The 25,636-nt window shown below is 61.8% G+C and carries 31 protein-coding genes; 23 read left to right on the plus strand and 8 right to left on the minus strand.

Features of this window, described 5'->3' with window-relative positions; all coding sequences use genetic code 11:
• Nucleotides 1-47: 47 nt before the first annotated feature.
• The gene (locus tag NKH90_RS19840; protein WP_352820510.1) at nucleotides 48-950 is read right to left on the minus strand and encodes a LysR substrate-binding domain-containing protein; all 903 of its coding nucleotides are present in this window, start codon (nucleotides 948-950) and stop codon (nucleotides 48-50) included.
• A 91-nt stretch (nucleotides 951-1,041) separates the two neighbouring features.
• Here NKH90_RS19840 and NKH90_RS19845 point away from each other — a divergent pair, with 91 nt between their 5' ends.
• From NKH90_RS19845 to NKH90_RS19870, 6 genes are all read left to right on the plus strand, one after another.
• Nucleotides 1,042-2,592, plus strand: a complete 1,551-nt coding sequence (locus NKH90_RS19845; protein ID WP_352569798.1) for a trimethylamine methyltransferase family protein — start codon at nucleotides 1,042-1,044, stop codon at nucleotides 2,590-2,592.
• Nucleotides 2,593-2,633: 41 nt separating this feature from the next.
• Entirely contained in the window at nucleotides 2,634-4,283 is a 1,650-nt protein-coding gene (locus tag NKH90_RS19850; protein WP_352820511.1) for an ABC transporter substrate-binding protein, read from the plus strand.
• Nucleotides 4,284-4,388: 105 nt separating this feature from the next.
• Entirely contained in the window at nucleotides 4,389-4,868 is a 480-nt protein-coding gene (locus NKH90_RS19855) for a DUF3828 domain-containing protein (protein ID WP_352820512.1), read from the plus strand.
• Nucleotides 4,869-4,872: 4 nt separating this feature from the next.
• A complete protein-coding gene (locus NKH90_RS19860) occupies nucleotides 4,873-5,430 on the plus strand; it encodes a hypothetical protein (RefSeq protein ID WP_352820513.1) in 558 nt (185 codons plus the stop codon).
• 11 nt (nucleotides 5,431-5,441) lie between these two features.
• Nucleotides 5,442-6,626, plus strand: a complete 1,185-nt coding sequence (locus NKH90_RS19865) for a mandelate racemase/muconate lactonizing enzyme family protein (RefSeq protein WP_352820514.1) — start codon at nucleotides 5,442-5,444, stop codon at nucleotides 6,624-6,626.
• A gap of 41 nt (nucleotides 6,627-6,667) precedes the next feature.
• Nucleotides 6,668-7,522, plus strand: coding sequence for an alpha/beta hydrolase (locus tag NKH90_RS19870; RefSeq protein WP_352820516.1), 855 nt, complete (start codon nucleotides 6,668-6,670; stop codon nucleotides 7,520-7,522).
• 14 nt (nucleotides 7,523-7,536) lie between these two features.
• Here NKH90_RS19870 and queF read toward each other — a convergent pair whose 3' ends face one another.
• On the minus strand, nucleotides 7,537-7,998 hold the full coding sequence (gene queF / locus NKH90_RS19875; protein ID WP_023674394.1) for a preQ(1) synthase: 462 nt from the start codon (nucleotides 7,996-7,998) through the stop codon (nucleotides 7,537-7,539).
• 113 nt (nucleotides 7,999-8,111) lie between these two features.
• On the opposite strand from queF, the gene NKH90_RS19880 reads away from it, so the two are divergent.
• A complete protein-coding gene (locus tag NKH90_RS19880) occupies nucleotides 8,112-10,157 on the plus strand; it encodes an oxidoreductase (protein WP_352473628.1) in 2,046 nt (681 codons plus the stop codon).
• A gap of 140 nt (nucleotides 10,158-10,297) precedes the next feature.
• On the opposite strand, the gene NKH90_RS19885 is transcribed toward NKH90_RS19880, so the two are convergent.
• On the minus strand, nucleotides 10,298-10,705 hold the full coding sequence (locus NKH90_RS19885; protein ID WP_023674396.1) for a hypothetical protein: 408 nt from the start codon (nucleotides 10,703-10,705) through the stop codon (nucleotides 10,298-10,300).
• A gap of 117 nt (nucleotides 10,706-10,822) precedes the next feature.
• On the opposite strand from NKH90_RS19885, the gene NKH90_RS19890 reads away from it, so the two are divergent.
• From NKH90_RS19890 to NKH90_RS19900, 3 genes are all read left to right on the plus strand, one after another.
• The gene (locus NKH90_RS19890) at nucleotides 10,823-11,248 is read left to right on the plus strand and encodes a MarR family winged helix-turn-helix transcriptional regulator (RefSeq protein ID WP_352473629.1); all 426 of its coding nucleotides are present in this window, start codon (nucleotides 10,823-10,825) and stop codon (nucleotides 11,246-11,248) included.
• Nucleotides 11,249-11,327: 79 nt separating this feature from the next.
• Nucleotides 11,328-11,570 carry a type II toxin-antitoxin system Phd/YefM family antitoxin gene (locus NKH90_RS19895; protein WP_352473667.1) on the plus strand — a complete coding sequence of 81 codons (243 nt, stop codon included), beginning with the start codon at nucleotides 11,328-11,330 and terminating at the stop codon, nucleotides 11,568-11,570.
• A gap of 17 nt (nucleotides 11,571-11,587) precedes the next feature.
• The gene (locus tag NKH90_RS19900) at nucleotides 11,588-12,025 is read left to right on the plus strand and encodes a type II toxin-antitoxin system VapC family toxin (RefSeq protein ID WP_352473630.1); all 438 of its coding nucleotides are present in this window, start codon (nucleotides 11,588-11,590) and stop codon (nucleotides 12,023-12,025) included.
• A gap of 11 nt (nucleotides 12,026-12,036) precedes the next feature.
• Here the strand turns inward: NKH90_RS19900 and NKH90_RS19905 are convergent, their stop codons facing one another.
• Entirely contained in the window at nucleotides 12,037-14,109 is a 2,073-nt protein-coding gene (locus NKH90_RS19905; RefSeq protein ID WP_352473631.1) for a putative bifunctional diguanylate cyclase/phosphodiesterase, read from the minus strand.
• A gap of 265 nt (nucleotides 14,110-14,374) precedes the next feature.
• Between NKH90_RS19905 and NKH90_RS19910 the strand changes: the two genes are divergently transcribed.
• Genes NKH90_RS19910 through NKH90_RS19925 form a run of 4 tightly spaced genes read left to right on the plus strand, consistent with a single transcriptional unit; the run spans nucleotide 14,375 to nucleotide 17,277 of the window.
• Nucleotides 14,375-15,562: a glycine C-acetyltransferase gene (locus tag NKH90_RS19910; RefSeq protein WP_352820517.1), complete on the plus strand. Its 1,188-nt coding sequence runs from the start codon at nucleotides 14,375-14,377 to the stop codon at nucleotides 15,560-15,562.
• A 48-nt stretch (nucleotides 15,563-15,610) separates the two neighbouring features.
• Entirely contained in the window at nucleotides 15,611-16,645 is a 1,035-nt protein-coding gene (gene tdh / locus NKH90_RS19915; protein ID WP_352452270.1) for an L-threonine 3-dehydrogenase, read from the plus strand.
• Nucleotides 16,646-16,663: 18 nt separating this feature from the next.
• A complete protein-coding gene (locus tag NKH90_RS19920; protein WP_352820518.1) occupies nucleotides 16,664-17,026 on the plus strand; it encodes a DUF4304 domain-containing protein in 363 nt (120 codons plus the stop codon).
• Nucleotides 16,945-17,277: a hypothetical protein gene (locus tag NKH90_RS19925; RefSeq protein WP_352820547.1), complete on the plus strand. Its 333-nt coding sequence runs from the start codon at nucleotides 16,945-16,947 to the stop codon at nucleotides 17,275-17,277. The genes NKH90_RS19920 and NKH90_RS19925 overlap by 82 nt, the downstream gene beginning before the upstream one ends.
• A gap of 30 nt (nucleotides 17,278-17,307) precedes the next feature.
• Here NKH90_RS19925 and NKH90_RS19930 read toward each other — a convergent pair whose 3' ends face one another.
• Complete coding sequence (locus NKH90_RS19930) at nucleotides 17,308-17,745, minus strand: MarR family winged helix-turn-helix transcriptional regulator (protein WP_352473669.1); 438 nt, start codon at nucleotides 17,743-17,745, stop codon at nucleotides 17,308-17,310.
• A gap of 153 nt (nucleotides 17,746-17,898) precedes the next feature.
• Between NKH90_RS19930 and hmgA the strand changes: the two genes are divergently transcribed.
• From hmgA to NKH90_RS19970, 8 genes are read left to right on the plus strand one after another with little or no spacing between them, the layout of a single operon-like run.
• Nucleotides 17,899-19,212 carry a homogentisate 1,2-dioxygenase gene (hmgA, locus tag NKH90_RS19935; protein WP_352501450.1) on the plus strand — a complete coding sequence of 438 codons (1,314 nt, stop codon included), beginning with the start codon at nucleotides 17,899-17,901 and terminating at the stop codon, nucleotides 19,210-19,212.
• A 10-nt stretch (nucleotides 19,213-19,222) separates the two neighbouring features.
• Nucleotides 19,223-20,086, plus strand: a complete 864-nt coding sequence (locus NKH90_RS19940; RefSeq protein ID WP_352820519.1) for an MBL fold metallo-hydrolase — start codon at nucleotides 19,223-19,225, stop codon at nucleotides 20,084-20,086.
• The gene (locus tag NKH90_RS19945) at nucleotides 20,083-20,436 is read left to right on the plus strand and encodes a hypothetical protein (RefSeq protein WP_352682142.1); all 354 of its coding nucleotides are present in this window, start codon (nucleotides 20,083-20,085) and stop codon (nucleotides 20,434-20,436) included. The genes NKH90_RS19940 and NKH90_RS19945 overlap by 4 nt, the downstream gene beginning before the upstream one ends.
• A 17-nt stretch (nucleotides 20,437-20,453) precedes the next feature.
• Nucleotides 20,454-21,476, plus strand: a complete 1,023-nt coding sequence (locus tag NKH90_RS19950; protein WP_352682140.1) for a fumarylacetoacetate hydrolase family protein — start codon at nucleotides 20,454-20,456, stop codon at nucleotides 21,474-21,476.
• A complete protein-coding gene (locus tag NKH90_RS19955; protein ID WP_352682138.1) occupies nucleotides 21,473-21,766 on the plus strand; it encodes a hypothetical protein in 294 nt (97 codons plus the stop codon). The genes NKH90_RS19950 and NKH90_RS19955 overlap by 4 nt, the downstream gene beginning before the upstream one ends.
• A gap of 4 nt (nucleotides 21,767-21,770) precedes the next feature.
• The gene (locus NKH90_RS19960) at nucleotides 21,771-22,319 is read left to right on the plus strand and encodes a DinB family protein (RefSeq protein WP_352682136.1); all 549 of its coding nucleotides are present in this window, start codon (nucleotides 21,771-21,773) and stop codon (nucleotides 22,317-22,319) included.
• A 50-nt stretch (nucleotides 22,320-22,369) separates the two neighbouring features.
• Complete coding sequence (locus NKH90_RS19965) at nucleotides 22,370-22,624, plus strand: BrnT family toxin (protein WP_352820521.1); 255 nt, start codon at nucleotides 22,370-22,372, stop codon at nucleotides 22,622-22,624.
• Nucleotides 22,611-22,922: a BrnA antitoxin family protein gene (locus tag NKH90_RS19970; protein WP_352457131.1), complete on the plus strand. Its 312-nt coding sequence runs from the start codon at nucleotides 22,611-22,613 to the stop codon at nucleotides 22,920-22,922. The genes NKH90_RS19965 and NKH90_RS19970 overlap by 14 nt, the downstream gene beginning before the upstream one ends.
• 19 nt (nucleotides 22,923-22,941) lie before the next feature.
• Here the strand turns inward: NKH90_RS19970 and NKH90_RS19975 are convergent, their stop codons facing one another.
• Both NKH90_RS19975 and hppD read right to left on the minus strand, forming a co-directional pair.
• The gene (locus NKH90_RS19975) at nucleotides 22,942-23,166 is read right to left on the minus strand and encodes a type II toxin-antitoxin system Phd/YefM family antitoxin (protein ID WP_352820523.1); all 225 of its coding nucleotides are present in this window, start codon (nucleotides 23,164-23,166) and stop codon (nucleotides 22,942-22,944) included.
• Nucleotides 23,167-23,216: 50 nt separating this feature from the next.
• The gene (hppD, locus tag NKH90_RS19980) at nucleotides 23,217-24,329 is read right to left on the minus strand and encodes a 4-hydroxyphenylpyruvate dioxygenase (RefSeq protein WP_352682130.1); all 1,113 of its coding nucleotides are present in this window, start codon (nucleotides 24,327-24,329) and stop codon (nucleotides 23,217-23,219) included.
• Between the two features lie 141 nt (nucleotides 24,330-24,470).
• Here hppD and NKH90_RS19985 point away from each other — a divergent pair, with 141 nt between their 5' ends.
• Nucleotides 24,471-24,938: an Lrp/AsnC family transcriptional regulator gene (locus NKH90_RS19985; RefSeq protein ID WP_352682128.1), complete on the plus strand. Its 468-nt coding sequence runs from the start codon at nucleotides 24,471-24,473 to the stop codon at nucleotides 24,936-24,938.
• A 262-nt stretch (nucleotides 24,939-25,200) separates the two neighbouring features.
• On the opposite strand, the gene NKH90_RS19990 is transcribed toward NKH90_RS19985, so the two are convergent.
• The gene (locus NKH90_RS19990) at nucleotides 25,201-25,539 is read right to left on the minus strand and encodes a protein tyrosine phosphatase family protein (RefSeq protein ID WP_352473646.1); all 339 of its coding nucleotides are present in this window, start codon (nucleotides 25,537-25,539) and stop codon (nucleotides 25,201-25,203) included.
• Nucleotides 25,540-25,636: the final 97 nt, after the last annotated feature.

Genomic DNA, 25,636 nt, shown 5'->3' on the forward strand with positions numbered 1-25,636 from the left:
TCTCTAAAGAGATGGCTACCAAGCCCGCACTTATTGTTGGGATAGCCTCACGCCTGCGCCGCCAGCCAGTCCCGCACCTTGCGGGCGTTGTCGCTGAGTTCGCGGTTCTTCGACCAGATGACATGAAAGCCCTTGCCGGTCGTCATCGCGTGGCCGGTGACGCGCACCAGCAGCCCTGATGCCAGCAGCCGCTCGGCGAGGTGACCCCAGCCGAGCGCGATGCCTTGCCCTTCCATGACTGCCTGGATCACCAGCGCATAGTCGTTGATGCGCAAGCCGCGTCCGGCATCGGCGATGTCGACACCGGCCGAGGCGAACCATTCGTCCCAGCTCGCGGCCTCGCGAAACGGCTCTTCGAGATGGATGAGGCGGTGCGATTGAAGGTCCGCGACACCCTCCGGCAGCCCGAACCGTGCCACATAACTAACGCCGGCAACGGGGAATATCACCTCATCGGCCAGCGGCAGCGAATGATAATCCGGCCATTCCCTGGGCTCGCCGCCGCGGACGCCGAGCGGGATGTCTTCGGCGATGATGTCAAGATCGCGGTCGGCGGTCTGGATGCGCAGGTCGATGCCCGGCAATTCGTCGCGAAACTGCTGCAGGCGCGGCATCATCCAGAACGAGGCAAAGGCGGTCGAGGCGGCGAGTGTCACATGCGCGCCGACGGCGATCTGGCGCAGATCCTCCGCCGACTTGCGAATGTGCGACAGGCCGAGCGAGACGTCGGCATGGAAGCGGTCGCCGGCCTCGGTCAGGCTGACTTGCCGGTGGCGGCGCTGGAAGAGTTTGGCGCCGAGCTGCTCTTCGAGCCCACGGATCGCATATGAGACGGCAGCCTGCGTCATGCCGAGCTCCCGCCCGGCGGCGGTAAAGCTCGACAGCCGCCCGGCGGCCTCGAAAACGATCAGGCTGCCGGCCGACGGCAGCAGGTGGCGCAAGCTTCGCATAAGCTGAGCTTATACAAGAGATCAGGATTTTCCAGCGTCACAGCCGCATTTTGTCTGGCTAGATTGGTCGAGACTGGAATATGGAGCCTTCATGAACGCACCGGCCGTTGAAGTGAGCGAACACACCAACCGCCGCAGCGGCGGCCGCCTGGGGCGCAAGGCGCTGCGGGGCGCACCCATAGCGTCGTTTCCAACCCTGGTCCGCCAGATTCCCGTCTATCAGATGGTTCCGGACGAGGCGGTTGAGCTGATCCACCAGGAGTCGCTCTCCATCCTCGAAGAAGTCGGATGCGAGTTCCGCGACGACGAGGCGATCGCAATGTGGAAGGCGGCGGGCGCCGATGTCTCGGAGACAAGGGTCCGGATCGACCGCGCCCTGCTGATGGAGCTCATCTCGAAGGTCCCGTCGGAGTTCACGCTCAATGCGAGGAATCCCCAGCGTTCCGTACGTGTGGGTGGAAACAACTCCATCTTCGTGCCGATGTACGGGGCGCCTTACGTGCGCGACCTCGACAACAACCGGCGCTACGGCACACTCGCCGACCTCAACAATTTCCACAAGCTCGCCTACATGGCGCCGGCGCTGCATTCGTCGAGCTCGATCATCTGCGAGCCGATGGAAATCGCGGTGCCGAAACGTCACCTCCACATCATCCATTCGGCGCTGAAGCACTCGGACAAGCCGTTCATGGGCATCGTGACCTCCAGGGATCGAGCCGAAGACACGATGGCGATGGCAGGCATCGTGTTCGGCGAGGATTTTGTCCGCGACAACCCGGTCCTGGTGTCGATCACCAACTGCAATTCGCCGCTGGTGTGGGACGCCACCATGCTGGACGCGATGAAAGTCTATGCGCGCCACAACCAGCCGCTGATTCTCGCCCCCTTCGCCCTTTGCGGCGCCTCGACTTCGGCCTCTGCCGTCGGTGCGGTCGCGCAGGTCAATGCCGAAGCGCTGGCGGGCGTCGCGTTCACACAGCTCCTGCGTCCGGGTTCGCCGCAGATCTACGGACAGTTCATGGTGACGGTCGACATGAAGACCGGCGCTCCCATGGGCGGCACGCCGGAGGCGGCCCAGATGATGTATCTCATGGGCGCGCTGGCGCGGAAGTATCGTCTGCCGTGGCGCACGTCCGGTTTCCATGTCGGCTCGAAGCTGAACGACGCCCAGGCGGGCTACGAGGCGAACATGCTGATGCATGCCGCCATCCTTGCCGGCGCCAACTACATCTGGCACTCTGCCGGTTGGCTCGAGGCCGGCCTGACCTGCGGCTATTCGAAATTTGCCACCGACTGCGAGCAGCTTGTCGGCTGGTACAAATATGCTGGCGGGCTGCCATTCGACGATTTCAAGGAGGCTATGGCGGCTATCCGCGAGGTCGGACCGCAGGGCCATTTCCTCGGCACCCAGCACACGCTTGAACATTTCGAGTCCGCCTTCTTCATACCGAGCATCATGGACTTCAATTCATTCGAACAGTGGAAGGCGGAAGGAGCAAAGGACCACGACACCCGCGGCCGCGAGAAAGCGCGCAACATGCTCGCCGATTATGAGGAGCCGAAGCTCGATGAGGGCATCGCCGATGGTCTCAAAGATTTGATTGCGCGGCGCGAGGAGAAACTGCCGGACAGCGTTAGTTGATCACGGGCGAAGACCCGATGCGAACCATAAGGGAGGAAAAAATGACACTCTTCAGAAGCAACGGCGATAGCGTACCGAGCGCCATCGAAGCAATGGCCAGCGAGGCGCGCGCCGGTCGCGTCGACCGGCGGGAGTTTCTGGCCCTGGCAAGCGCTTTCGGCGCATCGACGGCCCTTGCCTACGGCATGATTGGACTTGCCGTGCCGGAGCGGGCTTTGGCTGAAGAGCCGAAGAAAGGCGGAACGCTGCACGTTTCGATGTCGGTGAAGGCGCAAAAGGACACGCGCACCTACGACTGGGTGGAACTTGCGAACATTTCACGCTGCTGGCTCGAGCCGCTCGTACGCTACACCCGCCAGTTCACATTCGAGCCGGTTCTGCTCGAAAGCTGGGAGGTCAACGACGACGCCACCGAATACGTGCTGCATGTGCGCAAGGGCATCGCCTGGAACAACGGCGATGCTTTCAACGCCGATGACGTGGCCTACAATCTGACGCGCTGGTGCGAGAAGGCTGCCGCCGGCAATTCGATGGCCGCGCGCGTCGGTGCGCTGATCGATGCAAAGACCGGCAAGGCCAGGGAAGGGGCGATCACCAAGGTCGACGACAACACGGTGAAGCTGAAGCTGAACGAGCCGGACGTCTCGCTGATCCCGAACTTCACCGACTATCCGGCGCTGGTGGTCCATCGCAACTTCGACGCCGACGGCACCAATCCGATCGAGAAGCCGATTGGCACCGGGCCGTTCGAACTGGTGTCTTATGCGGTCGGCCAGAAAGCGGTCGTCAAGCGTCGTGAGAATGGCAAATGGTGGGGCGGTGAAGCGCTTCTCGACGGCGTCGAATTCATCGACTACGGAAGCGATTTCAACGCCTCGATAAATGCATTCGACTCCGGCGAAATCGACCTCAATTTCGAGACGCCGGCCGACTTCATAGACATTCTCGACAAGATGGGGCTGGTCAAATCGGAGGTTGCGACAGCGACCACGCTCGTCGCCCGGACCAACATCACGAACAAGCCCTATGACGACAAGCGGGTTCGCAACGCCCTCCAGATGGCCGTCGACAACAAAGCGGTGCTCGAACTTGGCTACGCCGGGCGAGGCACTGTTGGTGAAAACCACCACGTCAGTCCGATTCATCCGGAATACTACGCGCTGCCCAAGAAGACACGCGACGCCGCGGGCGCCAGGAAGCTTATGGCCGATGCCGGGCAGGACGACTTCGAGCATGAACTGATCACCGTCGAGGACGATTGGCAGAAGAACACCGGCGACGCTATTGCCGGCCAGCTGCGCGATGCCGGGATCAAGGTGAAGCGCACCGTGCTGCCGGGATCGACATTCTGGAACGACTGGACGAAATACCCCTATTCGATGACCATCTGGTACATGCGCCCGCTTGGCGTACAGGTGCTGGCGCTCGGCTATCGCACCGGCGAGGCCTGGAACGAAACCGGCTACTCGAACCCTGATTTCGACGCCAAGCTCAAGCAGGCTCTTTCGCTCATCGACGTGGAAAAGCGCCGCGAGGTCATGAAGGACATCGAGCAGATCCTGCAAGATTCGGGCGTCATCATTCAGCCGTTTTGGCAGAAGCTGTTCAGCCACATGAACGAGAAGGTGAAGAACTACGGTGTCCACCAAACCTTCGAGATGGATCTCCAGAACGTCTGGCTGAACGCCTGAGTTGCCAGCAGAGGACGCGTTGCAGGATTTCATGGACCGCAAGAAGGCCGACGGGCAAGATGCGTGGTACTGATAGCTTCCGTCAGTGAACAATCGGGGACACCCATGAAACTGCCACTTTTTGTTGCCGCGCTTTCGATGGCCGTGCCGGCGGCCGCGTTTGCCGGCCCTGCTGCCAACGCCGTGAAGTTCTTTTATGTCCCGTCGGTCAAGTTCGAGGCCGATGCGCAATATCGCGACCGCTTCACCGAACCGGTGACGAAACTGTTCGAACTGAACGACAATGCGGCAAAGAACCATCCGGATGAAGTTCCCTGCATCGACTTCGCCCCTGGTCTCGATGCGCAGGACTATGACGAGAAGACCGTGGCCAAGACGCTGACGCTGGCCGAAACGCTGGATGGCGACAGCGCCGAGGTGACGGCGACGTTCAACCTTTTTCCGGAAGGCGATGGTTCCAAACGCGAAATGGTCTGGTCGTTGAAGAAGATCGACGGCCAGTGGAAGGTCGCCGACATTACCTCGAAGACCAGCGGCTGGACCCTGAGTGCGCTCGAATGCCTGGCCGGGCAGTCGCCGGAGTGATGCCGTGCTTCGCTGCCGTCCCTGGATTTTGGCGACTGCGTGCCTGCTGGCCGGATTGAGCAGCGCCGCCGCTCAGGACCTGTTCGGCGCGCCGCCCGCAAACGCGCCGGCCGACAGTGCGGCACCTCCGCCGGCAGTTTCGCCGCCGGCAGAAAACGCGCCGGCCGCAGCCGTGCAGCCGGGCTCGCCGACCGCGGTGGTGAAGCCGTTCTACGAGCATGCCGGGCTCGAGGTCGATCCGGCTCAGCGGGGCCATTTCACCGACCCGGCAAAGTCGGTGCTGGACAAGAGCGACGCGCTGCGGAAGTCGGGGCAGGGCGAGTGCCTCGATCCCAACATGGCGCTCGACAATTCCGAATACGACAAGGCGGAGATCGACAAGAGCCTGAAGACCATCGAAGCGATCAAGGGCGACGAGGCCAAGGTCGTCGTCGCTTTTGTCGTCGCCGGCAATCCGCACCGGCTGGAATGGAAGTTCAAAAAGATCGATGGCGACTGGAAGATATCGGACCTGCTCTCGGTGACCGGCGAATGGGCGCTAAGCCAATACCAGTGTGAGTGAGAACGGAACCGATGAAGATCACCAACATCCGCGTCACCCACGTCAACGTCCCGCTCGATGCTCCGTTCTGGTGGACGGCTGGTCTCTACGGCGGCGCCTCGAAATCGATCATCGAGGTCGAGACGGACGAAGGCGTGGTCGGACTGGGCGAGGCGCCATGGTGGCATTTCGGCGAGGTGATCAAGGCCGAGATCGCGCCGGCGCTGATTGGCGCCGATCCCCTCGACATCGCCGACTGCGAGGCGCGCTGCGTGCCGCCCTGGCAGATTACCGCCAACACCGGCGAGAATGCAGCCACGGTGGCGTTCGGCGCCGTCGAACTGGCGCTGTGGGATATAAGAGGCAAGGTCTTCGGCATGCCGCTCTACAAGCTGCTCGGCGGCGCGGTGCGCAAGGACATTCCGTTTTCGGAATATTTCGCCTTTCGCCCCGCTCACGGCGGAGCCGGCGGCGAGATGACCGCCGAAGCGATCGTCGACTACTGTCTCGGCATGCGAGAACAGCACGGCTCGACGATTTTCGAGGGCAAGCTGATCATGGGCGATCCCGAGCACGAGATCAGGACAGTGCGCATGCTGCGCGAGGCGCTTGGCGATAAAGCGCAGATCAAACTCGATTCCAACATGCAGTGGTCGCTGACCACAGCGCGCTGGGTGCTGCGCGAGATCGAGCCGTTCAACATCCGCAACTACGAGGATCCGGTCGCGACCTTCGAGGAGATGGCTGCGCTGCGCCAGCATTCGCGCATTCCGTTCTCGACGCACATCCCGGATCTCAGACGGGCAGTCGCGCTCGGTGCGCCGGATTACTTCGTCTGCAATTTCGCAGCACTCGGCGGATTGTCGAAAACTCTGAAATTCATCGCCGCCTGTGAGGCGATGGGCAAGGGGTTCTGGTGCTATTCGAACGATCTCGGCATCATGACATCGGCTTATCTGCACGTCGTGGCGGCGACACCGTGGATCACCGAGGCGTCGCAGTCGTTGTTTCGCTGGCAGATCGGCGATGTCATCAAGGACGGTCCTTTCCGCCAGACGGGCAATACGGTGCGCGTGCCGGAGGGTGACGGGCTGGGCGTCGAACTCGATCCGGCGGCAATGAAACGCTGGTCAGCGCACTTTGCCGAACACGGGCCGATGCACCATTTCAGCGACCCGAACAGCCCCAGCCGCTACCGGCGGCTGCCGCTCAACTGATGCGAAGTGCACGTGACCGATCGATGAGAAGAGGTCCTGTCGTGGTTGCTTTATTCGCGGCGGTTTGCGTCCTGGCCTGCGCTGTCACCTGGGAGGCAGGAAGCCACGCGGTGGCCCGCGTCCCTCAGCAAAGCTTCACGCTGCCTGTGGGGTTACCGGTGGAGCGCATCGTTCTGAAGCGGGAGGGCGCGCCCGACCTTGCCGGTTGGGTGGCGGATCGGCAGGACAGTTGCGGAACAATCGTGCTGTTACACGGACGTGGTTCAAACAAGCTGGCCATGGTTCCACGAGCGAAGCTGCTTTTCGAAAGCGGCTACTCGATCGTGCTGTTCGATCTGTCGGGACATGGCGAAAGCGGCGGCGATATCAGAGGCTTTGGTTACATCGAACGGCAGGACGCCAGCCGCATCCTCGCCTTTGCCCGGCAACGCTTCGCCGGTCGCAAGGTGGCGGCCATCGGCTCGTCGCTCGGTGCGGCTGCTTTTGTATTTGGCGCTCAGCAGGAGCATGCCGACGCCTATGTCCTGGAGCAGCTCTACGCGACTTTGCTGGAAACCACGGCGTTGCGAGCGCCCTTGCCTATGTTGCGCGACGTACAGGCGACCATCCTCTTGGCGCAGATGCAGCTCCGCCTTGGCTTCGGGGTAGATGATGTCAGGCCGGTCGATCGCATCGGCGCGATTGATCGGCCGATTTTGCTGCTAGCAGGCAATTCGGATCCGTTTGTCGCTCGCAGCCAGACACTGGCGTTGAAAGATGCGGCAGGCGCTGACGCAAAGCTGGTCTGGTTCGACGGCGCGCGGCATGTTGATCTCTATCGCTATGACCAACAGCGGTACCGCGACGCGGTGATGCCTTTCCTGGAGACCAACCTGTGCCGGACCGGGATCAGGTGAGCCGCTCCGTCCGATCAGCCGCGCCCGCGATAGGGGGCGACGCCGGTGTCGGGCAGCCACACACCTTCCGGCGGCGCGCCGGTTTGCCAGAACACGTCGATCGGAATGCCGCCGCGCGGATACCAGTAGCCGCCGATGCGCAACCACAATGGCTTGGTCGCGGCGATGATGCGGCGGCCGATCATGACGGTGCATTCTTCGTGGAAGGCGCCATGGTTGCGAAACGAGGTCATGAACAGCTTGAGCGACTTCGATTCCACCAGCAGCGCATCGGGTGCGTAGTCGATGACGATATGGGCGAAGTCCGGCTGGCCGGTGACCGGGCAGAGCGAAGTGAATTCCGGGCAGGTGAAGCGAACGATGGCCGGCGGGCCGTCGCCGCGCGAAAACGGCACGGTTTCCAGGACTGCCGCTTCAGGGCTCTGTGGCGCCTCGACGTTGGTGCCGAGCTGGGTGAGGTTTTTCGTATCGGTCATGAGCAGGTTCCTTGCTGCATGTCGCCCAAAACTGCGCAGCGATTTTGGGACAGCGACATGCGTAAAAACAAAATTTGCCGCTCATTAGCACAATTTGAAACAGCAGGAAGACGATGACCAGCAACGACCCGCTTCTCCAGCCCTATCAGCTCAAGCATCTGATGCTGAAGAACCGGGTGATGTCGACCAGCCATGAGCCGGCCTATTCCGAGGACGGCATGCCGAAGGAACGCTACCGGCTCTACCATGCCGAAAAGGCCAAGGGCGGCATGGCGCTGACCATGACCGCCGGTTCGGCGATCGTCTCGCGCGACAGCCCGGCCGCTTTTGGCAATCTGCATGTCTATGACGACCGCATCGTGCCGTGGCTCGCCGAGCTTACCGATGCCTGCCACGAGCACGATTGCAAGGTGATGATACAGATCACCCATCTCGGCCGCCGCACCGGTTGGAACAAGGCCGACTGGCTGCCCGTGCTGTCGGCTTCGCCGGTGCGCGAACCGGCCCATCGCGCCTTTCCCAAGACTATCGAGGACTGGGATATCGAGCGCATCGTAGCCGACTATGCGGCGGCCGCGCAGCGCTGCCAGGCTGCCGGCCTCGACGGCATCGAGTTCGAAGCCTACGGCCATCTGATGGACGGTTTCTGGTCGCCGGCCACCAACCAGCGCGACGACGATTTCGGCGGCTCGCTCGACAACCGGCTGCGCTTCACCGGAATGGTGCTCGACGCGGTGCGTGCCGCGGTCGGCGAAAAGTTCGTCGTCGGCATCCGCATGGTCGCCGACGAGGATTTCGAGAAAGGCCTGTCGAAACAGGAGGGCGTCGAAATCGCCAGGCGGCTGGCCGGCTCCGGCAAGGTCGATTTCCTCAACATCATCCGTGGCTCGATCGAGACCGATGCGGCGCTGACCAAGGTCATCCCGGTGACCGGCATGCGGTCGTCGCCGCATCTCGACTTTGCCGGCGAGATCAGGGCAGCGACGAAATTCCCGACCTTCCATGCGGCGCGGATTTCCGACGTCGCCACCGCGCGTCACGCCATCGCCACCGGCAAGCTGGACATGGTCGGCATGACGCGCGCCCACATTGCCGACCCGCATATCGTCAAAAAAGTGATGGAGGGCCGCGAGCACGAGATCCGCCCTTGCGTCGGCGCCACCTATTGCCTCGACCGCATCTATGAGGGCGGCGAGGCGCTGTGCATCCACAATGCGGCGACGGGCCGCGAGGCTGATATCCCCCATATTATTCCGAAAACCGAGGGACCGAAGCGGAAGGTGGTCGTCGTCGGTGCCGGCGCCGGCGGGCTGGAGGCGGCGCGCGTCGCCGCCGAGCGCGGGCACCAGGTGACGGTGCTGGAAGCATCGAGCCAGGCCGGCGGCCAGGTGCGGCTGGCAACGCAAAACCCGCGCCGCAAGGAATTGATCGGCATCATCGACTGGCGCCTGGCCGAACTCGACCGGCTGGGCGTCGAGATCCGCTACGACAAATGGGCGGAGACGGACGACGTGCTGGCGCTGTCGCCGGACGTGGTGGTGGTCGCCACCGGCGGCCTGCCGCAGAACCCGCCTCTGACGGCGGGCGACGATCTCGTCACCTCGAGCTGGGACATCATGGCCGGCAGCGTCAAGCCGGCCGAGAACGTGCTGCTCTATGACGACAATGGCGGCCATCAGGGCATGGGTGCCGCCGAACTGATCGCCAATAGCGGCGCCAGGCTGGAGCTGGTTTCACCAGAGCGCTTCTTCGCCCCGGAAATGGGCGGCATGAATCATGTGCCCTACATGCGCGCCTTCCAGGAAAAGGGTGTCACGGTGACCATCAACACACGGCTACGTTCTGTGCGGCGTGAAGGCAACCAGCTGATCGCCGAGCTCGCCTCCGACTTCGCCGATGGCTGGCGCGGCGAGCGGCGGGTCGACCAGGTGGTGGTCGAGCACGGCACGCTGCCGCTCGACGATCTCTACCTGGCGCTGAAGCCGCTGTCGAAGAACGCCGGCGCGATCGATTACGAAAAACTGATCAATGGCGGCGACATCTTTCCTGCGCGCAATCCGCAAGGCGGTTTCGTCGTCTTTCGCATCGGCGACGCGGTAGCTTCACGCAATATCCACGCTGCGATCTATGACGGCATCAGGTTCGGCTTGCGAATCTGAGGAATATTTTGGATTGATTGGTGGCGCGCAGCCGAACCTCCGTACGGAGAGCCACCACGGTACGTCGGTCCGGTCTGCGCGCCGCGCACGCCGCCGGCCATCGCCGGGCACCGTACGATCTTGCGATTGCGGCAGGACGTTCAAAACATCCTGGCGGTGGCCATGCAGAACACGGTGATGACCAGCAGGCCGCCGGCGATGCGTTCGCCCTTTGTCATCTTGGCGCGCAACTGGGTTTGCTTCGCCGCATCAGCGCCGGCCAACTGCCTGCTGGCGGAACCCACCAGCGCGCCCTGAACCCCGGCGGCGATTAACGCCGTCAAGATGCCGAGCGCCAAGACCTTCTCCATCGAGCCGAAAGAGCCGTTGTGGAAGAAATACCACAGCAGCAAGCCGGTGAGGAAAACCACGCCGGCTGCGCCCATTTGCGGCCGGAAGAAACGTTCCGCCCTGATCTCCGGTTCGCGGGCGACCGCGATGGTGGTGCCGGCCCAGAACACGCCCGCCATGACGTGAAGGCCGAGGACGATGATGTAGACATATTGCATGACCGCATTTCCTCTCTTGCCCACCGCCAGGCATATCGATAGATATCAAATGATTAGATGTCAACGCATAAGCTCGAGCCGGTTCCATAGGCTTTGCCCTTGTTCTAGTGTCGGATCATGACGCCCTTTGACCGCCCGCCGATCGGGATGAATCTCGCGCGCACCGCCAAGCTGGTTGCGCAGGCTTTCGACGCTGCCTTGGTCGAGGCAGGCGGCACGCTGCCGGTCTGGGTCACGTTGCTGTCGGTCAAGTCGCGGGAGCTGGCCAATCAACGCGAGCTCGCCGGCATGATCGGCATCCGGGGCGCAACGCTGACCCACCACCTCAACGCCATGGAGACGCAAGGCCTGCTGATGCGCCGCCGCGATCCCGAGAACCGCCGGGTTCACCAGGTGGAGCTGACCCAAGCCGGAGAAGCGCTGTTCCTGCAATTGCGCACCGCCGCGTTAGCCTTCGACAAGCGGCTGCGGAAAGGACTGTCCGACGACAGGCTGGCAGAGTTTGCACAGGTGCTGGCCGCGTTGCGGGCCAATGTCAGTTGATACCGATTGGACCGCAACCCTTGTTCCAAGCCGTCTGCAATGTTATATGACCATGGTAGTCATATGCGAGGGTGGCAACATGCGCGAAATTCAGTTGAAAGACGCCAAGGCGACGCTTTCGGCAGTCGTCGATCAGGCAGTTGCAGGAGAGCCTGCCATTATCACACGCCACGGTCGGAAGCAGGCCGTCATCCTGTCGTTCGAAGATTATCAGCGGCTGTCTCGGGTGCCGAGCTTCGGGCGGCTGCTGGCGGCTTTTCCCGGGGACAAGGACGACATTCCGCCTCGTTCCCGTAAGCCGGCTCGCAAGGTTGCGTTGTAGCGCGGCGACCAGCCCTGATGTTTCTGCTGGACACCAACATCATCTCGGCAATGGCTCCAGCCAGGAAGGTTGATCGGGCGGCGCTGATGGCATGGCTCGATATGGCGAGCGAATACCTGTTCCTATCCGTTGTGACTGCGTCCGAAATCGCGGCGGGGATAGCGAAGGCGGAGCGCGACGGCGCGACCACAAAGGCCGCGCTGCTACGCGACTGGTGGCAGGCAGTCGAGCACCTTTACGGGGCAAGGATTCTGCCCTTCGATTTGCGAGCCGCGCATGCCGCGGGTTCTATTCTTGATCGCGCAAGGGCTCATCGGCCGGGATTTGAAGATATAGCGATTGCTGCTACGGCCGAGGTTCACGGCCTGGTGATACTGACGGATAACGAGCGTCATTTCGCACCACTTGGGGTGCCGATGCTCAATCCGCTGAGAAACCTGCCGCCATTGCAGTAGTTCCGACTTTCCTACGCCCGGCAGCCCTGCAGCACCGTCAGCCTGGCCTTCTTGGGCGTTCGCGCCACCAGCCATTCGCGCACGCTGTCCGGCGGCATCGGGAAAGCGATGGAATAGCCTTGCACCTGGTCGCAGCCGATCGCCATCAGCGAGTCGAGCTCGGCTTCGGTTTCGGCGCCCTCGGCAACGATCGAGATGCCGAGACCGCGGGCGAGCTCGGTGAGGGCACGCACGATCTTGGTGTTGCCGCTGTTCTCGTTGATGTTCTGGACGAACCGGCGGTCGATCTTCAGCCGATCGATCTCGTTTGGATTGACATGGCTGAGCGATGCGTAGCCGGTGCCAAAATCATCGAGCTCGAGATGGATACCGGCGGCGCGAATGTGCCGCAGCTTTGCCGCGATACCGGTCTTCTCGTCGTCGAGGATGACGGATTCGACGATCTCCAGCGACAGTTTGTGCGCTGGCAGGCCAGCCCTCTCCAGCATGTCGAACAGGAAGACTTCGAAATCTGTCTCGCGCAGCTCCGAGCCGGATACATTGACGGCGATCCGTCCGAAGGCGATGCCTGCGCGGTTCCATTCGGCTGCTTCGTCGATCGCCTTGGCGATGACGATGCGGCCGATCTCGGGCATGAGACCGCATTTTTCCGCGATCGGAATGAACTCGCCCGGCGCGATCATGCCGCGCTCGGCATGTCTCCAGCGAACCAGAGCCTCGATGCCGCTGATGGCGCCGTCCGACAGCGAGACTTGCGGCTGGAAATAGACTTCGAACGCCTTCTCCGAGATAGCGGTCCTGATATCGAGCTCGAGCTGCTTGCGATAATCGAGTTCGTGCCTCAGCTCCTCGGAGAAGAACGACAAGCTGCCGCCGCCCTGCTTCTTGGCGGAATACAGCGCCAGATCGGCATGGACGAGCAGATCCTGCGCATTGTCGGCGTCGACAGGGTAGACCGCAATCCCGGCACTTACGCCCGGATGGATTGTCGTGCCTCGAAAGACGATCGGCTTGTTGAGCTTGGTCAGGATGCGCCGGGCGACGGTATCGATGTCCTCGGTGCTGCCGGCACCGTTGAGAATCATGACGAATTCATCGCCGCCGAGCCGCACGTTGAGATCCGACGTACGGCACGAATCACGCATGCGCTGCGCAGCCGCCACCAGCACATAATCGCCGGCGGCGTGGCCGAACGTGTCGTTGATCTGCTTGAACCGGTCGAGATCGAACTGCACCACGGCAACCCGTTCACGCCGTCGCCGCGCGGCATTGATCAGCGTATCGAAATGCTCGGTCAAAAAGGTGCGGTTGTGCAGGCCGGTCAGCCCGTCATGCACGGCGATAAAGGCCATGGAATTGCGCGCATCGACCAGCTCGCGCGTCCTGCGCAGGATGGCATTCGACATTGGCCTGAAAATGAAAAGCGCCACCAGCACGATAACGCCGATGGTCGAGTAGAACAATGTGCGGTTAAGATCGAGAAGTGTTTCGGATCGCTGGTCTGCAAAGGCACTGATGCGCTGGCCAAGTGCGGCATAGCCCGACAATGTTGCGTTGGCAACGGAAGCGTTCAGGTTGACGCGCTCCTCTCCGCCTTTGTAGCCACCATTGCCGGCCATGTTGAGCCGCGATTCGAATGACGAGATCAGGCGTTCGCCGTTGGCGATAAGCCCGACCGAGAAATAGTCGAGATGGTACGGCTTGGCGAAAAGTACGCTCTCGATCGATCTCGGATCGAACCTTGCCGGCGACGCCGGATCGGCGGCGGTCCGTTCGAGCAGCAGATCGTAGTTCTCCTCGAACTCCACCGTCGCTTGCTTGAGCGCGCTAACCAGGGCCGGCTGCTGGTCGCGTGAGGCGGTACCGGTGGCGCCGGCAAGGAAGACGATGCGCTGCGATAGGGCTTTTTGTGTGCTGACCACATCGAGCAGTGCCTGGTTGTGCTGCTGGGCCGCCATCATCTGCTGCAGCAGGATGAAGGAGGCCACGACCATGGCGGCGATGATCAGCAGAGCCAGCCAGTAGCCGGATTTGATCAGGAGTATGAGCCTGCCCGAAACGGCGTGCACCGGCTGCTGTGACATTTTCTGAGGCGGCCCTCTCGCCAACGAATTCTTGTGCGACAACCTTTGGCTTCAAAGTGTTAACAGGTTTGGGACGGCAGCATGCCGGCGGCGGCGACCGTGGCGAGAAACCCGCAAAGTGGTTATTGCAATCTTTCGCGGCGCCTCCGCATTTGAACATCGTGGCCTCTGCCGTGCCATTGCCGCCACCGAAGCGGTCGCTTTTGCGATGGATTTTTCGTCCGCGCGGCGCGACAGTCCTCATCGATCTCAACAGGGCCTGATCATGACCGAAGCATTCCTTTCCCACATCGACAGCGAGCTTGAAGGACTGAAATCGGCCGGCCTTTACAAATCCGAACGGGTGATAACCTCGACCCAATCGGCCGAGATCGAGGTCGGCGGCGAGAAGGTGCTGAATTTCTGCGCCAACAATTATCTCGGCCTCGCCGACAGCGCCGAACTGCGCGAGGCGGCCAAGCAGGCGCTCGACCGGTACGGCTACGGCATGGCATCGGTGCGCTTCATCTGCGGCACGCAGGAAGAACACAAGCAGCTCGAGGCGACCATTTCTGACTTCCTCGGCATGGAGGACACCATCCTCTACGGCTCCTGCTTCGACGCCAATGGCGGCCTGTTCGAGACGCTGCTCGGCGAGGAGGATGCGGTCATCTCCGATGCGCTGAACCACGCCTCGATCATCGACGGGGTACGGCTGTCGAAGGCAAAGCGCTTCCGCTACGCCAACAACGACATGGCCGATCTGGAAGCGCGGTTGAAAGAGGCGCGCGACTGTCGGTTCCGGCTGATCGCCACCGACGGCGTGTTCTCGATGGATGGCATCATCGCCAATCTGAAAGGCGTCTGCGACCTCGCCGACAAATACGATGCGATGGTCATGGTCGACGACAGCCATGCTGTTGGCTTCGTCGGCAGGAACGGCCGTGGCTCGGCCGAACATTGCGGCGTCGAGGGCAGGGTGGACATCATCACCGGTACGCTGGGCAAGGCATTGGGTGGCGCGTCGGGCGGCTACACGTCGGGCAGGAAGCAGGTGGTCGACTGGCTGCGCCAGCGCTCGCGGCCCTATCTGTTTTCCAATACGCTGATGCCGGCGATCGCTGGCGCTTCGATCCGGGTTTTCGAGATGATCCGCAATGGCGATGCGTTGCGTCAGCGCCTATATGCCAATGCAGCGCGGTTTCGCTCCGAGATGGGCAGGCTCGGCTTTACACTGGCCGGCGCCGACCATCCGATCATCCCGGTGATGCTGGGCGACGCGACGCTGGCGCAGGAAGTGGCGGCGCGGATGCTGAAGCGCGGTATCTATGTCATCGGCTTCTCGTTCCCGGTGGTGCCGAAGGGCCAGGCGCGCATCCGCACGCAGATGTCGGCCGCCCATTCCGGCGCCGACATCGAACGCGCGGTTGAGGCGTTCGCCGCAGTTGGTCGCGAACTCGGCGTGATTTCCTGAGCGGCCGGATCAAGAGATTCAAGCGACTAAGGTTCTGGGGACAAAAGAATGTCGAACATGATGAAGGCGCTGGTCAAGGCCAAGGCCGAGCCGGGCATCTGGATGGAAGAAGTGCCGGTGCCGGAAATCGGTCCGAACGACGTGCTGATCAAGATCAGGAAGACGGCGATCTGCGGCACCGACGTACACATCTACAATTGGGACCAGTGGGCGCAAAAGACCGTGCCGGTGCCGATGGTAACCGGCCACGAATTCGTCGGAACCGTCGCCGATTTCGGCACGGCGGTGACCGAGTACAAACTCGGCCAGCGGGTTTCCGGAGAAGGCCATATCGTCTGCGGCCATTGCCGCAACTGCCGGGCGGGCAGGGGGCATCTGTGCCGCAACACGCTCGGCGTCGGCGTCAACCGGCCGGGCGCCTTTGGCGAATACCTTGCGATCCCGCAGCACAATGTCGTGCCCATCCCCGACGATGTGCCGGACGAGATCGCCGCCATCTTCGATCCCCTGGGCAATGCCGTCCACACGGCCTTGTCTTTCGATCTGGTCGGCGAGGACGTGCTGGTCACCGGCGCCGGGCCGATCGGCATCATGGGTGCACTGGTGGCGCAGTGCGTCGGCGCGCGAAAAGTGGTCATCACCGACATCAACCCGGTGCGCCTGGCACTGGCGAAAAAGCTCGGCGTCCAGCATGTCGTCGATGCGTCGAAGGAAAAGCTGCGCGACGTCATGCCGGCGCTCGGCATGACCGAGGGTTTTGACGTCGGCCTCGAAATGTCGGGTGCCGCACCTGCCTTCCGCGACATGATCGACACCATGAACAATGGCGGCAAGATTGCCATTCTCGGCATCGCGCCGACCGGCTTCGAGATCGACTGGAACAAGGTCATCTTCAAGATGCTGCATCTGAAAGGCATCTACGGCCGCGAGATGTTCGAGACCTGGTACAAGATGATCGCGCTGGTGCAGGGTCCTCTCGATGTCAGCGGCCTGATCACCCACCGCATCGGCATCGACGACTATATTTCGGGATTTGAGGCGATGAAGAGTGGCAATTCCGGCAAGGTGGTGATGGATTGGTGAGGCATATAGGGGTGCAAGATGGCGGATAGTGAGCACGGTCGCATCATTGCCTCGCAGGCAAAGATCGTACTGAAGCCCGCCGGATTTCAACGCAAAGGGAAGTCTCGAATCTGGATCGCCGATCGCGGCTTCTGGCTAAGTGTAGTCGAGTTCCAGCCCAGCTCTTGGTCCAAAGGCACTTACCTTAACGTAGCAGTCCACTGGCTCTGGGGTTCGCTCCCTGAAACAGTCGTCCTCAGCGCATTGGACAGTTCGTTCCGTTCGAGAGCCCGGCACAGTTTCTGCTCGCGGTTGATCAAATGGCCAAGAAGGCCGTCGAAATCGATCGGGTTCACCGATCAATGTTCCCTTCCGTGCAGGCGACAGCGACAATCCTCGTGAATGAATTGCAGCCGGGCGCCTACGGCGAGTGGGCGGCCTTCCACGCCGGGGTGGCGGCCGGTTTGGCTGGTGATTTTGAAACGGCAAGGCAGCTGTTTGAAAGCGCTCAGAGACATGCGGCTTCGCAGGCGCAGCTTCTCTTGGGCTACATCGATGATCCGATAGCATTTCGAAGCCGTGTCAGAGGCTTCATTGTAGCCGAACGCGCCTACTACGGTCTAGGAGCGTTACCTGCCGCAATAGCGATCTGATTTCTACGACGGTCAAACCCATGGAGGATTTCAACCCACTGTGAGTTTTGCCTCCAGCGCCGCTACCCCACTGACAATCGCCGCCCGCTCTTCCGCACCAAGCCTCTCCAGCAGCTCCCGCTCGAACTCCTTCGCCAGCGGCACCATTTCGCGATAGGCGGCAAGCCCCGCTTTGGTCAGCGTCAGATGCTCGACGCGACGGTCTTTCTCGTCTGGCGTGCGGGTCAGCCAGCGGCGCCGCTCGAGTTCGGCGACCGCGCGCGAAACCTTGGTCTTGTGCATGGCCGATTGCTCGCCGAGCGCCGTCGCCGTCATCGTGCCGTGCTGTCCAAGTCCCGCAAGCGTGCGCCATTCGGGCCGGGTCAGGCCGTGGCGGTCCTTGTATATCCTTGAGAATTCGCGGCTGACGGCATCGGCAAGCCGATAGAGCCGGTAAGGCAGGAAGGATTCCAGCTCGAGGATTTCCATGGTTGGCCCTGACTGGCATGCTGGCGGCTCATGCCGAAATCACCGTTGATGGTTACATTTTCAATGGTTACAAATGAAACCGGTATGGTCAACTCGGAGCATCCTTGCGGATGCGCAAACGATGCTCCGAGACCATGAATTCGGGAGGATTCCATGGCCTATTCCTACATGCCGGGTTTCGGCAACGACTTCGAGACCGAGACTCTGCCGGGCTCGCTGCCGCAAGGGCGAAACTCGCCGCAGCGGCCGGCCTACGGCCTCTATGCCGAGCAGCTTTCGGGCTCTCCTTTCACCGCGCCGCGCGGCACCAATGAGCGCTCCTGGCTTTATCGGATAAGGCCGAGCGTCAGGCACACCGGTCGCTTCAAAGCGGCGAATTATCCGCTTTGGAAAAGCGCGCCGAACGTCGGCGACCATCAGCTCGCACTCGGCCAGTATCGCTGGAGCCCCGTGCCGATGCCGAAGGAACCGACCGATTTCATCGCCGGCATGCGCTCGATCACCACCGCCGGCGACGTGCTCGGCCAGACCGGCATGGCGGCACACGTCTATGTCGCCAATCGCTCGATGGTCGACGATCATTTCTTCAACGCCGACGGCGAGTTGCTGGTCGTGCCCCAGGTTGGAGCCTTGCGCTTCGTCACCGAGATGGGTGTTATCGAACTCAGGCCGGGCGAGATTGCCGTGCTGCCGCGCGGCCTGGTGTTCAAGGTCGAACTGGTCGATCCGCAAGTGCGCGGCTATGTCTGCGAAAATTACGGCGCCAAGCTGACGCTGCCGGATCGCGGCCCGATCGGCGCCAATTGCCTGGCCAATCCGCGCGATTTCAAGACGCCCTGCGCCTGGTTCGAGGACAAGGACACGCCCTGTCGGCTGATCGCGAAATGGTGTGGCCAGTTCCATGTCACCGAAATCGACCATTCGCCGCTGGATGTGGTGGCGTGGCACGGCAATTATTCGCCCTACAAATATGATCTTGCGACCTTTTCGCCGGTCGGTGCGATCCTGTTCGACCACCCCGATCCGTCGATCTTCACCGTGCTGACCGCGCCGAGCGGCGAGGAAGGCACCGCCAATATCGATTTCGTCATCTTCCCGCCGCGCTGGCTTGTGGCGGAAAACACTTTCCGCCCGCCCTGGTATCACCGCAACATCATGAGCGAGTTCATGGGCCTGATTCATGGTCAGTACGATGCCAAGGAGGAGGGCTTCGTGCCCGGCGGCATCAGCCTGCACAACATGATGCTGGCTCACGGACCCGATGCGTCTGGCTTCGAAAAAGCCTCGCGAGCGGAGCTGAAACCGGTCAAGCTCGACAACACCATGGCCTTCATGTTCGAGACACGCTTTCCGCAGATGGTGACCCGCTATGGCGCCGAGCTCGAAACCCGGCAGGACAATTACATCGACTGCTGGGCCGGCCTGAAGAAGCGCTTCAACGGCACGCCAGAGGGCGACTGGTCTTGAGCGCCGTCGCGTGACGGATCGTCTGGTGCTTCTGGGTTCGAAGGGTGGCCCGGCGCTGCGACCCGGCGGCCCGTGGCCGAGTTCGTCGCTGCTGGAGATTGGCGGCCGCACCATCGTCGTCGATTGCGGGCTGGGCGTAACGCGCGGGCTGACCGATGCCGGCATCAGCCTGAAGGCGCTCGACCTGATCTTCATCACGCATTTGCACTCCGACCATGTTCTGGAACTCGGACCTCTCATCCACACCGCCTGGACCGCCGGCCTGGCGGCGCCCGTCACTTTGTTCGGCCCGCCCGGCATCGGCCATTATTGGCAGCGCTTTTGCCAGGCGATGGAGTTCGACATCGAGATCCGCATCGCCGATGAAGGCAGGCCGGATCTCCGCGACCTGGTCTCGATCGTCGAGTTTGGTGAAGGCCAGGTGGCCGAAGAGCGCGGTCTCAAAATATCGGCGCTGCGTGTCGACCACCCGCCGGTGACGGACTGCTTTGCGCTGCGCTTCGATCATGCGGGGCAAGGCATCGTCTTTTCGTCGGATACGGCGTTCTTTCCGCCATTGGCGGATTTCGCCGAGGGCGCCGACATTCTGGTCCACGAGGCCATGCTGGAAGAAGGCATCGAGCGGCTGGTCGCGAAGACCGGCAACGGCGCAAGGCTGAGGGAACACCTGCTTGCCAGCCATAGCTTTGCCGAAGAGGCGGGCCGCATTGCTAGTGATGCCAAAGTCAAAAGGCTAGTCGTCAACCACCTCATTCCGGCCGACGATCCCGAGATCGGCGAGGCCGACTGGATTGCCGCCGTCAGGAAAACATGGGCCGGCGACTTGACGATCGCCCGCGACGGCCTTGTTGTGGGGCTTGGGAGTGAGACGTGACCAAAGACAAGCTTTGGGAAGAGGTGGGCAAATCCGAGGAGACATCCTGGGCGCAGCTCTCCTTGTTTCTCGACAGAGTGGAAGACTTGCCGTCTTTTGTCCGGTTCCTCGATGCGTTGAGGAGGGATCGGGAAGACGCCGACCGCAAGGAGACTGCGATGCCGGGACCATCCGATCCCGGCTGGAACGGTTGGTACAACGGCTCGATCAGCACCTTTCTCGAATCGGCAGTCGCCTGGGCCGTCACCTGGACCGAAGACAGTCGGCGCGGCGACCCGGCGTTGCTGGCAAATGACAATCCCTGGAGAGCCGCGGCCAGAATTATCTATGCCGGCAAATACTACGAATAAACGCATAGGGAGGACGCATGAAGCTTGCCACATTGAAGGACGGGACGCGCGATGGAAAGCTCGTCGTCGTCTCGCGCGACCTGACGCGGTTTACCGATGCTTCGTTCCTGGTGCGCACGCTGCAGGCCGCGCTCGACGACTGGCATCGCATCGCCCCGCATCTCGCTGCCATGGCGGAATCGTTGGAAAACAATGCGGTACCGTCCGCCCGCTTTCACGAGCACGACGCCCATTCGCCGCTGCCGCGCGCCTACCAATGGGCCGACGGCTCGGCCTATGTGAACCATGTCGAGCTGGTGCGAAAGGCGCGCGGTGCCGAGATGCCGGCAAGCTTCTGGACCGATCCGCTGATCTACCAGGGCGGCTCGGACGCTTTCCTCGCACCGCGCGACCCGATCCGCATGGTCGACGACACCCTTGGCATCGACATGGAAGGAGAGGTCGCCGTCATCGTCGACGATGTGCCGATGGGCGCAAGCCTCGATGAGGCGCGGGCGGCGATCCGGCTGGTCATGCTGGTCAACGATGTAACGCTGCGCGGCCTGACCGGACCCGAGCTCGCCAAGGGGTTCGGCTTCTACCAGTCGAAACCGTCATCTGCCTTTTCGCCGGTTGCGGTGACGCCGGACGAGCTGGGCGATGCCTGGGACGGCGGCAAGGTCAGCCTGCCGCTGCTGGTCGATCTCAACGGCAAGCCGTTCGGCCGGGCGAACGCCGGCATCGACATGACCTTCGACTTTCCGGCGCTGATTGTTCACGCCGCAAAAACGCGGCCGCTGGCCACCGGCACCATCGTCGGTTCGGGCACCGTCTCCAACAAGCTCGACGGCGGGCCGGGCAAGCCTGTCTCGGCGGGCGGCGCCGGCTATTCCTGCGTCGCCGAGCTGCGTATGATCGAGACCATCGAAACCGGCGAACCGAAAACGCCGTTCCTGCGCTTTGGCGATAGCGTGCGCATCGAGATGAAGGACAGGGGTGGGCATTCGATCTTCGGCGCCATCGAGCAGAGGGTCGAGAAGTACGAGGGGGCAAGAGAATGACGGGCGAGACATTCTATCTGCTGTGCGGTGTCTGGGCCCTTGTCATGCTGGCGATCTTCATCCAGGCGATCCGCCTGAGCTATCGCATCGAGGCGCGCTCGCCCGGCCTGACCAACCGCAGCGGCCTGCCGCGCAAGGCGATGATGTTTCACACCGTCACCAACACGAATGTCGCGCTGGACCAGGAAACGCAAGCCATGCGGCGGCACATGATCGGGCTGCTGCTGATTGTTTTGGCTGGGTTTGCGCTTCTATGGGCGGGTGTGTCGCTATTCCGGGTCGCGCCGTGAAGTCATGGACCTGCTGAACCATTTCCGCCGCATGGCAGCCAACAATCTGTGGTCGAACGACCGGCTCTACCGCGCCGTGCTGCAGCTTGAGCCCGGCGAATTCGAAGCCGAACGGACGAGCTTCTTTCCGTCGATCAAGGCAACGCTGAACCACATCCTGGCGGTCGATCACCTCTATCTCGATTTTCTCGAAGAGGGCGGCGTCGGCGCCGCCGCCCATGACGATTTTGTGCCGTTCAATGATGCCAAGGCGCTTTTTGTTGCACAGGCGGAGGCCGATCGGCGGCTGATCGCCTTTTGCGGCCGCCTGTCGGCGGACGATCTCGAGCGCCGCGTTCTCACCGACCGGCGCGAGGACGGCATGATACCGGAACGGATCGGTGACCTGCTCGCCCATCTCTTCATCCACGACATCCATCATCGCGGCCAGGTGCACGCGATGCAGTCCGGCACCTCGGTGAAACCGCCGCAACTCGACGAGTTTTTCCTCGATTATGATCTGACACTCAGGAAAGCCGAGGTCGAGAGGTTGGTGCTCGAAGGTCGCAATTAGTTGTAGTTACGAAAATTATTGACTTAATTATTGTAGGTACATAAATTCTGATGAAGATCGTTTGGAACGAACCAAAACGGTTGGCCAACATTGACAGGCACGGCTTGGATTTTGCGGCGCTTGGTGACGAGTTTTTTCTTGCCTCGACAATCCGCACTGCCAAGGCCGGACGTCTCATGGCAATTGGCGGGATCATCGATGGCATCGTTGCGGTGGTTGCCCGGCTCGGTTCCGAGGGCATCTCGATAATTTCGGTGCGCCCGGCAAGTCCCGCGGAAAGGAGATTGTTCAATGGCAAAGCGTAAGGTGCGCACCGAGTTCGAAGCTGGTCGCGGCTACAGCAAAGAAGATTGGGAAGCCGTTTCGGAGAATCCGGAATGGACAGAGGAGGATTTTCGAAACGCTCGTCCTTTCGCCGAAGCGTTCCCTGAGCTTGCCGAAAGCATTCGCCGTTCGCGCGGCCGGCCGGCTCTCGATAATCCGAAGAAGCAGGTAACACTCCGTCTCGACAGTGACGTAGTCGCCCGCTTTCGTGCCGGCGGCCCCGGCTGGCAGAGCCGCATCAACGAGATTCTGCGCAAAGCCGCCGGCCTCGCCAAATAGACGTTTGCCTGTGATAGCGTCATTTGGCATACCCGTCCCATTCGGGACCGAGTTCGTCAAAATCGTCGGCAATCCTGATTTTGCCGTTCATGGCGCCGATACGAGGGAGGGACTCGGGCACGGCCGGCGGCACGAGGCGAGCCGCGACTTTGCCGTAACGGGTAATCACAATCTCTTCGCCAGCTTCCGCGCGGCTGACGAGTTCCGACAATCTTGCCTTGGCCTCTGCGATAGGAATGTTCATGGCCAGAGTCTGAGCTACTACTGACCGAATCGCAAGAAATCTGGTGCAGCCTACTCCGCCGCCTGCACCTTCAGCACGCCGCGCTTGATCTGGTCCTGCTCGATCGATTCGAACAAAGCGCGGAAATTGCCCTCGCCAAAACCTTCGTCGCCCTTCCTCTGGATGAACTCGAAGAAGATCGGGCCGATCACCGTCTTGGAAAAGATCTGCAGCAGGATCTTGGTGGTGCCGCCGTCGACGACGCCTTCGCCGTCGATCAGGATGCCGTGCTTTTTCATACGTTCGATCGGCTCTTCATGGCCGTTCACGCGGGCATAAGACATGTCGTAATAGGTCTCCGGCGGGCCCGGCATGAACTTCAGGCCGTTGGCGGCCAGCCTGTCGGTGGCGCCGTAGATGTCGTCGGTGCCGACGGCGATGTGCTGGATGCCCTCGCCATTATACTTCTTCAGATATTCGGCGATCTGGCTGGTCTCGTCCTTGGACTCGTTGAGCGGAATGCGGATCTTGCCGCACGGCGAGGTGATGGCGCGGCTGACCAGGCCGGTGATCTTGCCGTCGATGTCGAAGAAATGGATCTGTTTGAAGCCGAACAGGTCGCGATAGAAATCCCACCATTTGTCCATCTGGCCGCGATAGACATTGTGGGTGAGGTGGTCGAGGTAATAGAAGCCGACGCCTTCCGGCTTCGGGTCACGCTCGCCCAGCCAGTCGAACTCGGCATCATAGGCCGAGCCCTTCTCGCCGTAGGTTTCGATGAAATAGAGCAGAGACCCGCCGATACCGACGATCGCCGGCACATCGAGCGTCTTGTCGTTGCCTTCATAGGGCGTCGCGCCCTTGGCCACCGCGTGATCGAAGGCATGCCTTGCATCGACCACCCGCCACGCCATCGAGGCGGCGCAAGGGCCGTGCTTGTCGACGAATTTCATGGCATGCGAGCCGGGTTCGGCATTGACGACATAGTTGATGTCGCCCTGCCGCCAGACGGTGATGTCCTTGCTGCGGTGCTTGGCCACCGGCACATAGCCCATGCGGGTGAACAACTCGGCGAGCTTTTCCGGCTTGGCATGCGCGAATTCGACGAACTCGAAGCCGTCGGTACCGGCGGGATTGGTTTTGCTGATCGTGGCGGGCGGTGCGTCGTGCGGGAAGGGACCCATGGCAGTATCCTCCAAAGCTGTTGTTGGCCGGGAAAAGCCATCTCAACACAATGATAACGCGGACGCGGTGCATGGTGCTTGCATTCAAACGCTTGAAATGATCAGATAATGCGTGAATTGTGCATATGTTTGGAAAAATCCATGGATGACGCGCGCATCGACCGGTTTGACCGCAAGATAATGGCTCTGCTGCAGGGCGATGCACGGCTGACCAACAACGATCTGTCGGAACGGGTGAACCTGTCGGCGTCGCAATGCTCGCGCCGTCGCCAGCGGCTGGAGGAGGACGGTTATATCAAGGGCTACCGGGCGGTGCTCGACCGCGACAAGCTCGGCTTTTCCCTGGTCAACGTCATTTCGGTGACGCTCGCCACCCACAACCGCGACAATGCGCGGCGTTTCGGCGAATTGGTGGCGCGGCTGCCGCAAGTGCAGGAAGCGCACGCGCTGACCGGCGAGATGGATTATATATTGAAAGTGGTGACGCCCGATCTCAAATCATTGTCGGAGTTCGTCAACGGCGTGCTGCTGCCGCACGAATCGGTGCAGCATGTGAAGACGGCGATCGTGCTTGAGACATTGAAGGAAACCGGCGCGCTGCCGATTTAGCCCAGACGGCTTTTCGTTAGATATGGCGGAGGGACAGCACCCAGGACAGCACCCCCCTCTGGCCTGCCGGCCATCTCCCCCTCAAGTGGGGAGATTGGCAGCTCTGACCTCGCTGCCCACTCCGCAACGCTGAAAATTGGCGAAAGCCAACGCGACATCCAATCTCCCCACTTGAGGGGGAGATGTCCGGCAGGACAGAGGGGGGTGTGAAGGATCGCCACAGTGCGGAACTTGACTTCCTCCGCTCGGAACGTGAGGCCTCTCACCCCTTCGACTGCTTGATCAGCCCATAGAGATTGGTGCAGCGGGCGCCGGAGCGGCAATAGGCGAAGACCGGGCTTTCGAGTTCGTCAAGCGCCTCGGCCTGGTCTTCGACATTCTCGGCCGTGATCTGGCCGCTGATGACAGGGATGTAGCGGAAGGCGAGCCCGGCGCCCTCGACCGCCGCTTTGACGGTGTCGGCCGATGGCTGGCCGGGCTGCTCGTCGTCCGGCCGGTTGCAGATCACGCTCTTGAAGCCGGCGGCCTTGATGGTCGCGACATCTTCGGGCTGGATCTGGCCGGAGACCGAATAGTCCTCGCTGATCTGACGGTATTCCATGGCGGTGTCCTCGCAATCTGGCTAGCGGCAGTCTTGCCACTCCCGGACCCGGTCGGCAACCGCCGTTAGATAGAAATCCGGCCGGGCAATTTCAGCC

The sequence above is a fragment of the Mesorhizobium sp. M0898 genome, assembly GCF_040319695.1.
Lineage (GTDB): Bacteria > Pseudomonadota > Alphaproteobacteria > Rhizobiales > Rhizobiaceae > Mesorhizobium.

Coding starts and splice junctions, on each gene's coding strand:
- NKH90_RS19990 (WP_352473646.1), bottom strand. CDS start 25,539: ATGGAATACCGTCAGATCAGCGAGGACTATTCGGTCTCCGGCCAGATC.
- NKH90_RS19985 (WP_352682128.1), top strand. CDS start 24,471: ATGGATGACGCGCGCATCGACCGGTTTGACCGCAAGATAATGGCTCTG.
- NKH90_RS19885 (WP_023674396.1), bottom strand. CDS start 10,705: ATGCAATATGTCTACATCATCGTCCTCGGCCTTCACGTCATGGCGGGC.
- NKH90_RS19925 (WP_352820547.1), top strand. CDS start 16,945: ATGGCCAAGAAGGCCGTCGAAATCGATCGGGTTCACCGATCAATGTTC.
- NKH90_RS19970 (WP_352457131.1), top strand. CDS start 22,611: ATGGCAAAGCGTAAGGTGCGCACCGAGTTCGAAGCTGGTCGCGGCTAC.
- hppD (WP_352682130.1), bottom strand. CDS start 24,329: ATGGGTCCCTTCCCGCACGACGCACCGCCCGCCACGATCAGCAAAACC.
- NKH90_RS19865 (WP_352820514.1), top strand. CDS start 5,442: ATGAAGATCACCAACATCCGCGTCACCCACGTCAACGTCCCGCTCGAT.
- NKH90_RS19895 (WP_352473667.1), top strand. CDS start 11,328: ATGCGCGAAATTCAGTTGAAAGACGCCAAGGCGACGCTTTCGGCAGTC.
- NKH90_RS19930 (WP_352473669.1), bottom strand. CDS start 17,745: ATGGAAATCCTCGAGCTGGAATCCTTCCTGCCTTACCGGCTCTATCGG.
- NKH90_RS19950 (WP_352682140.1), top strand. CDS start 20,454: ATGAAGCTTGCCACATTGAAGGACGGGACGCGCGATGGAAAGCTCGTC.
- NKH90_RS19840 (WP_352820510.1), bottom strand. CDS start 950: ATGCGAAGCTTGCGCCACCTGCTGCCGTCGGCCGGCAGCCTGATCGTT.
- NKH90_RS19920 (WP_352820518.1), top strand. CDS start 16,664: ATGGCGGATAGTGAGCACGGTCGCATCATTGCCTCGCAGGCAAAGATC.
- tdh (WP_352452270.1), top strand. CDS start 15,611: ATGTCGAACATGATGAAGGCGCTGGTCAAGGCCAAGGCCGAGCCGGGC.
- NKH90_RS19880 (WP_352473628.1), top strand. CDS start 8,112: ATGACCAGCAACGACCCGCTTCTCCAGCCCTATCAGCTCAAGCATCTG.
- NKH90_RS19900 (WP_352473630.1), top strand. CDS start 11,588: ATGTTTCTGCTGGACACCAACATCATCTCGGCAATGGCTCCAGCCAGG.
- NKH90_RS19855 (WP_352820512.1), top strand. CDS start 4,389: ATGAAACTGCCACTTTTTGTTGCCGCGCTTTCGATGGCCGTGCCGGCG.
- NKH90_RS19850 (WP_352820511.1), top strand. CDS start 2,634: ATGACACTCTTCAGAAGCAACGGCGATAGCGTACCGAGCGCCATCGAA.
- NKH90_RS19965 (WP_352820521.1), top strand. CDS start 22,370: ATGAAGATCGTTTGGAACGAACCAAAACGGTTGGCCAACATTGACAGG.
- NKH90_RS19890 (WP_352473629.1), top strand. CDS start 10,823: ATGACGCCCTTTGACCGCCCGCCGATCGGGATGAATCTCGCGCGCACC.
- NKH90_RS19960 (WP_352682136.1), top strand. CDS start 21,771: ATGGACCTGCTGAACCATTTCCGCCGCATGGCAGCCAACAATCTGTGG.
- NKH90_RS19905 (WP_352473631.1), bottom strand. CDS start 14,109: ATGTCACAGCAGCCGGTGCACGCCGTTTCGGGCAGGCTCATACTCCTG.
- NKH90_RS19955 (WP_352682138.1), top strand. CDS start 21,473: ATGACGGGCGAGACATTCTATCTGCTGTGCGGTGTCTGGGCCCTTGTC.
- hmgA (WP_352501450.1), top strand. CDS start 17,899: ATGGCCTATTCCTACATGCCGGGTTTCGGCAACGACTTCGAGACCGAG.
- queF (WP_023674394.1), bottom strand. CDS start 7,998: ATGACCGATACGAAAAACCTCACCCAGCTCGGCACCAACGTCGAGGCG.
- NKH90_RS19975 (WP_352820523.1), bottom strand. CDS start 23,166: ATGAACATTCCTATCGCAGAGGCCAAGGCAAGATTGTCGGAACTCGTC.
- NKH90_RS19910 (WP_352820517.1), top strand. CDS start 14,375: ATGACCGAAGCATTCCTTTCCCACATCGACAGCGAGCTTGAAGGACTG.
- NKH90_RS19845 (WP_352569798.1), top strand. CDS start 1,042: ATGAACGCACCGGCCGTTGAAGTGAGCGAACACACCAACCGCCGCAGC.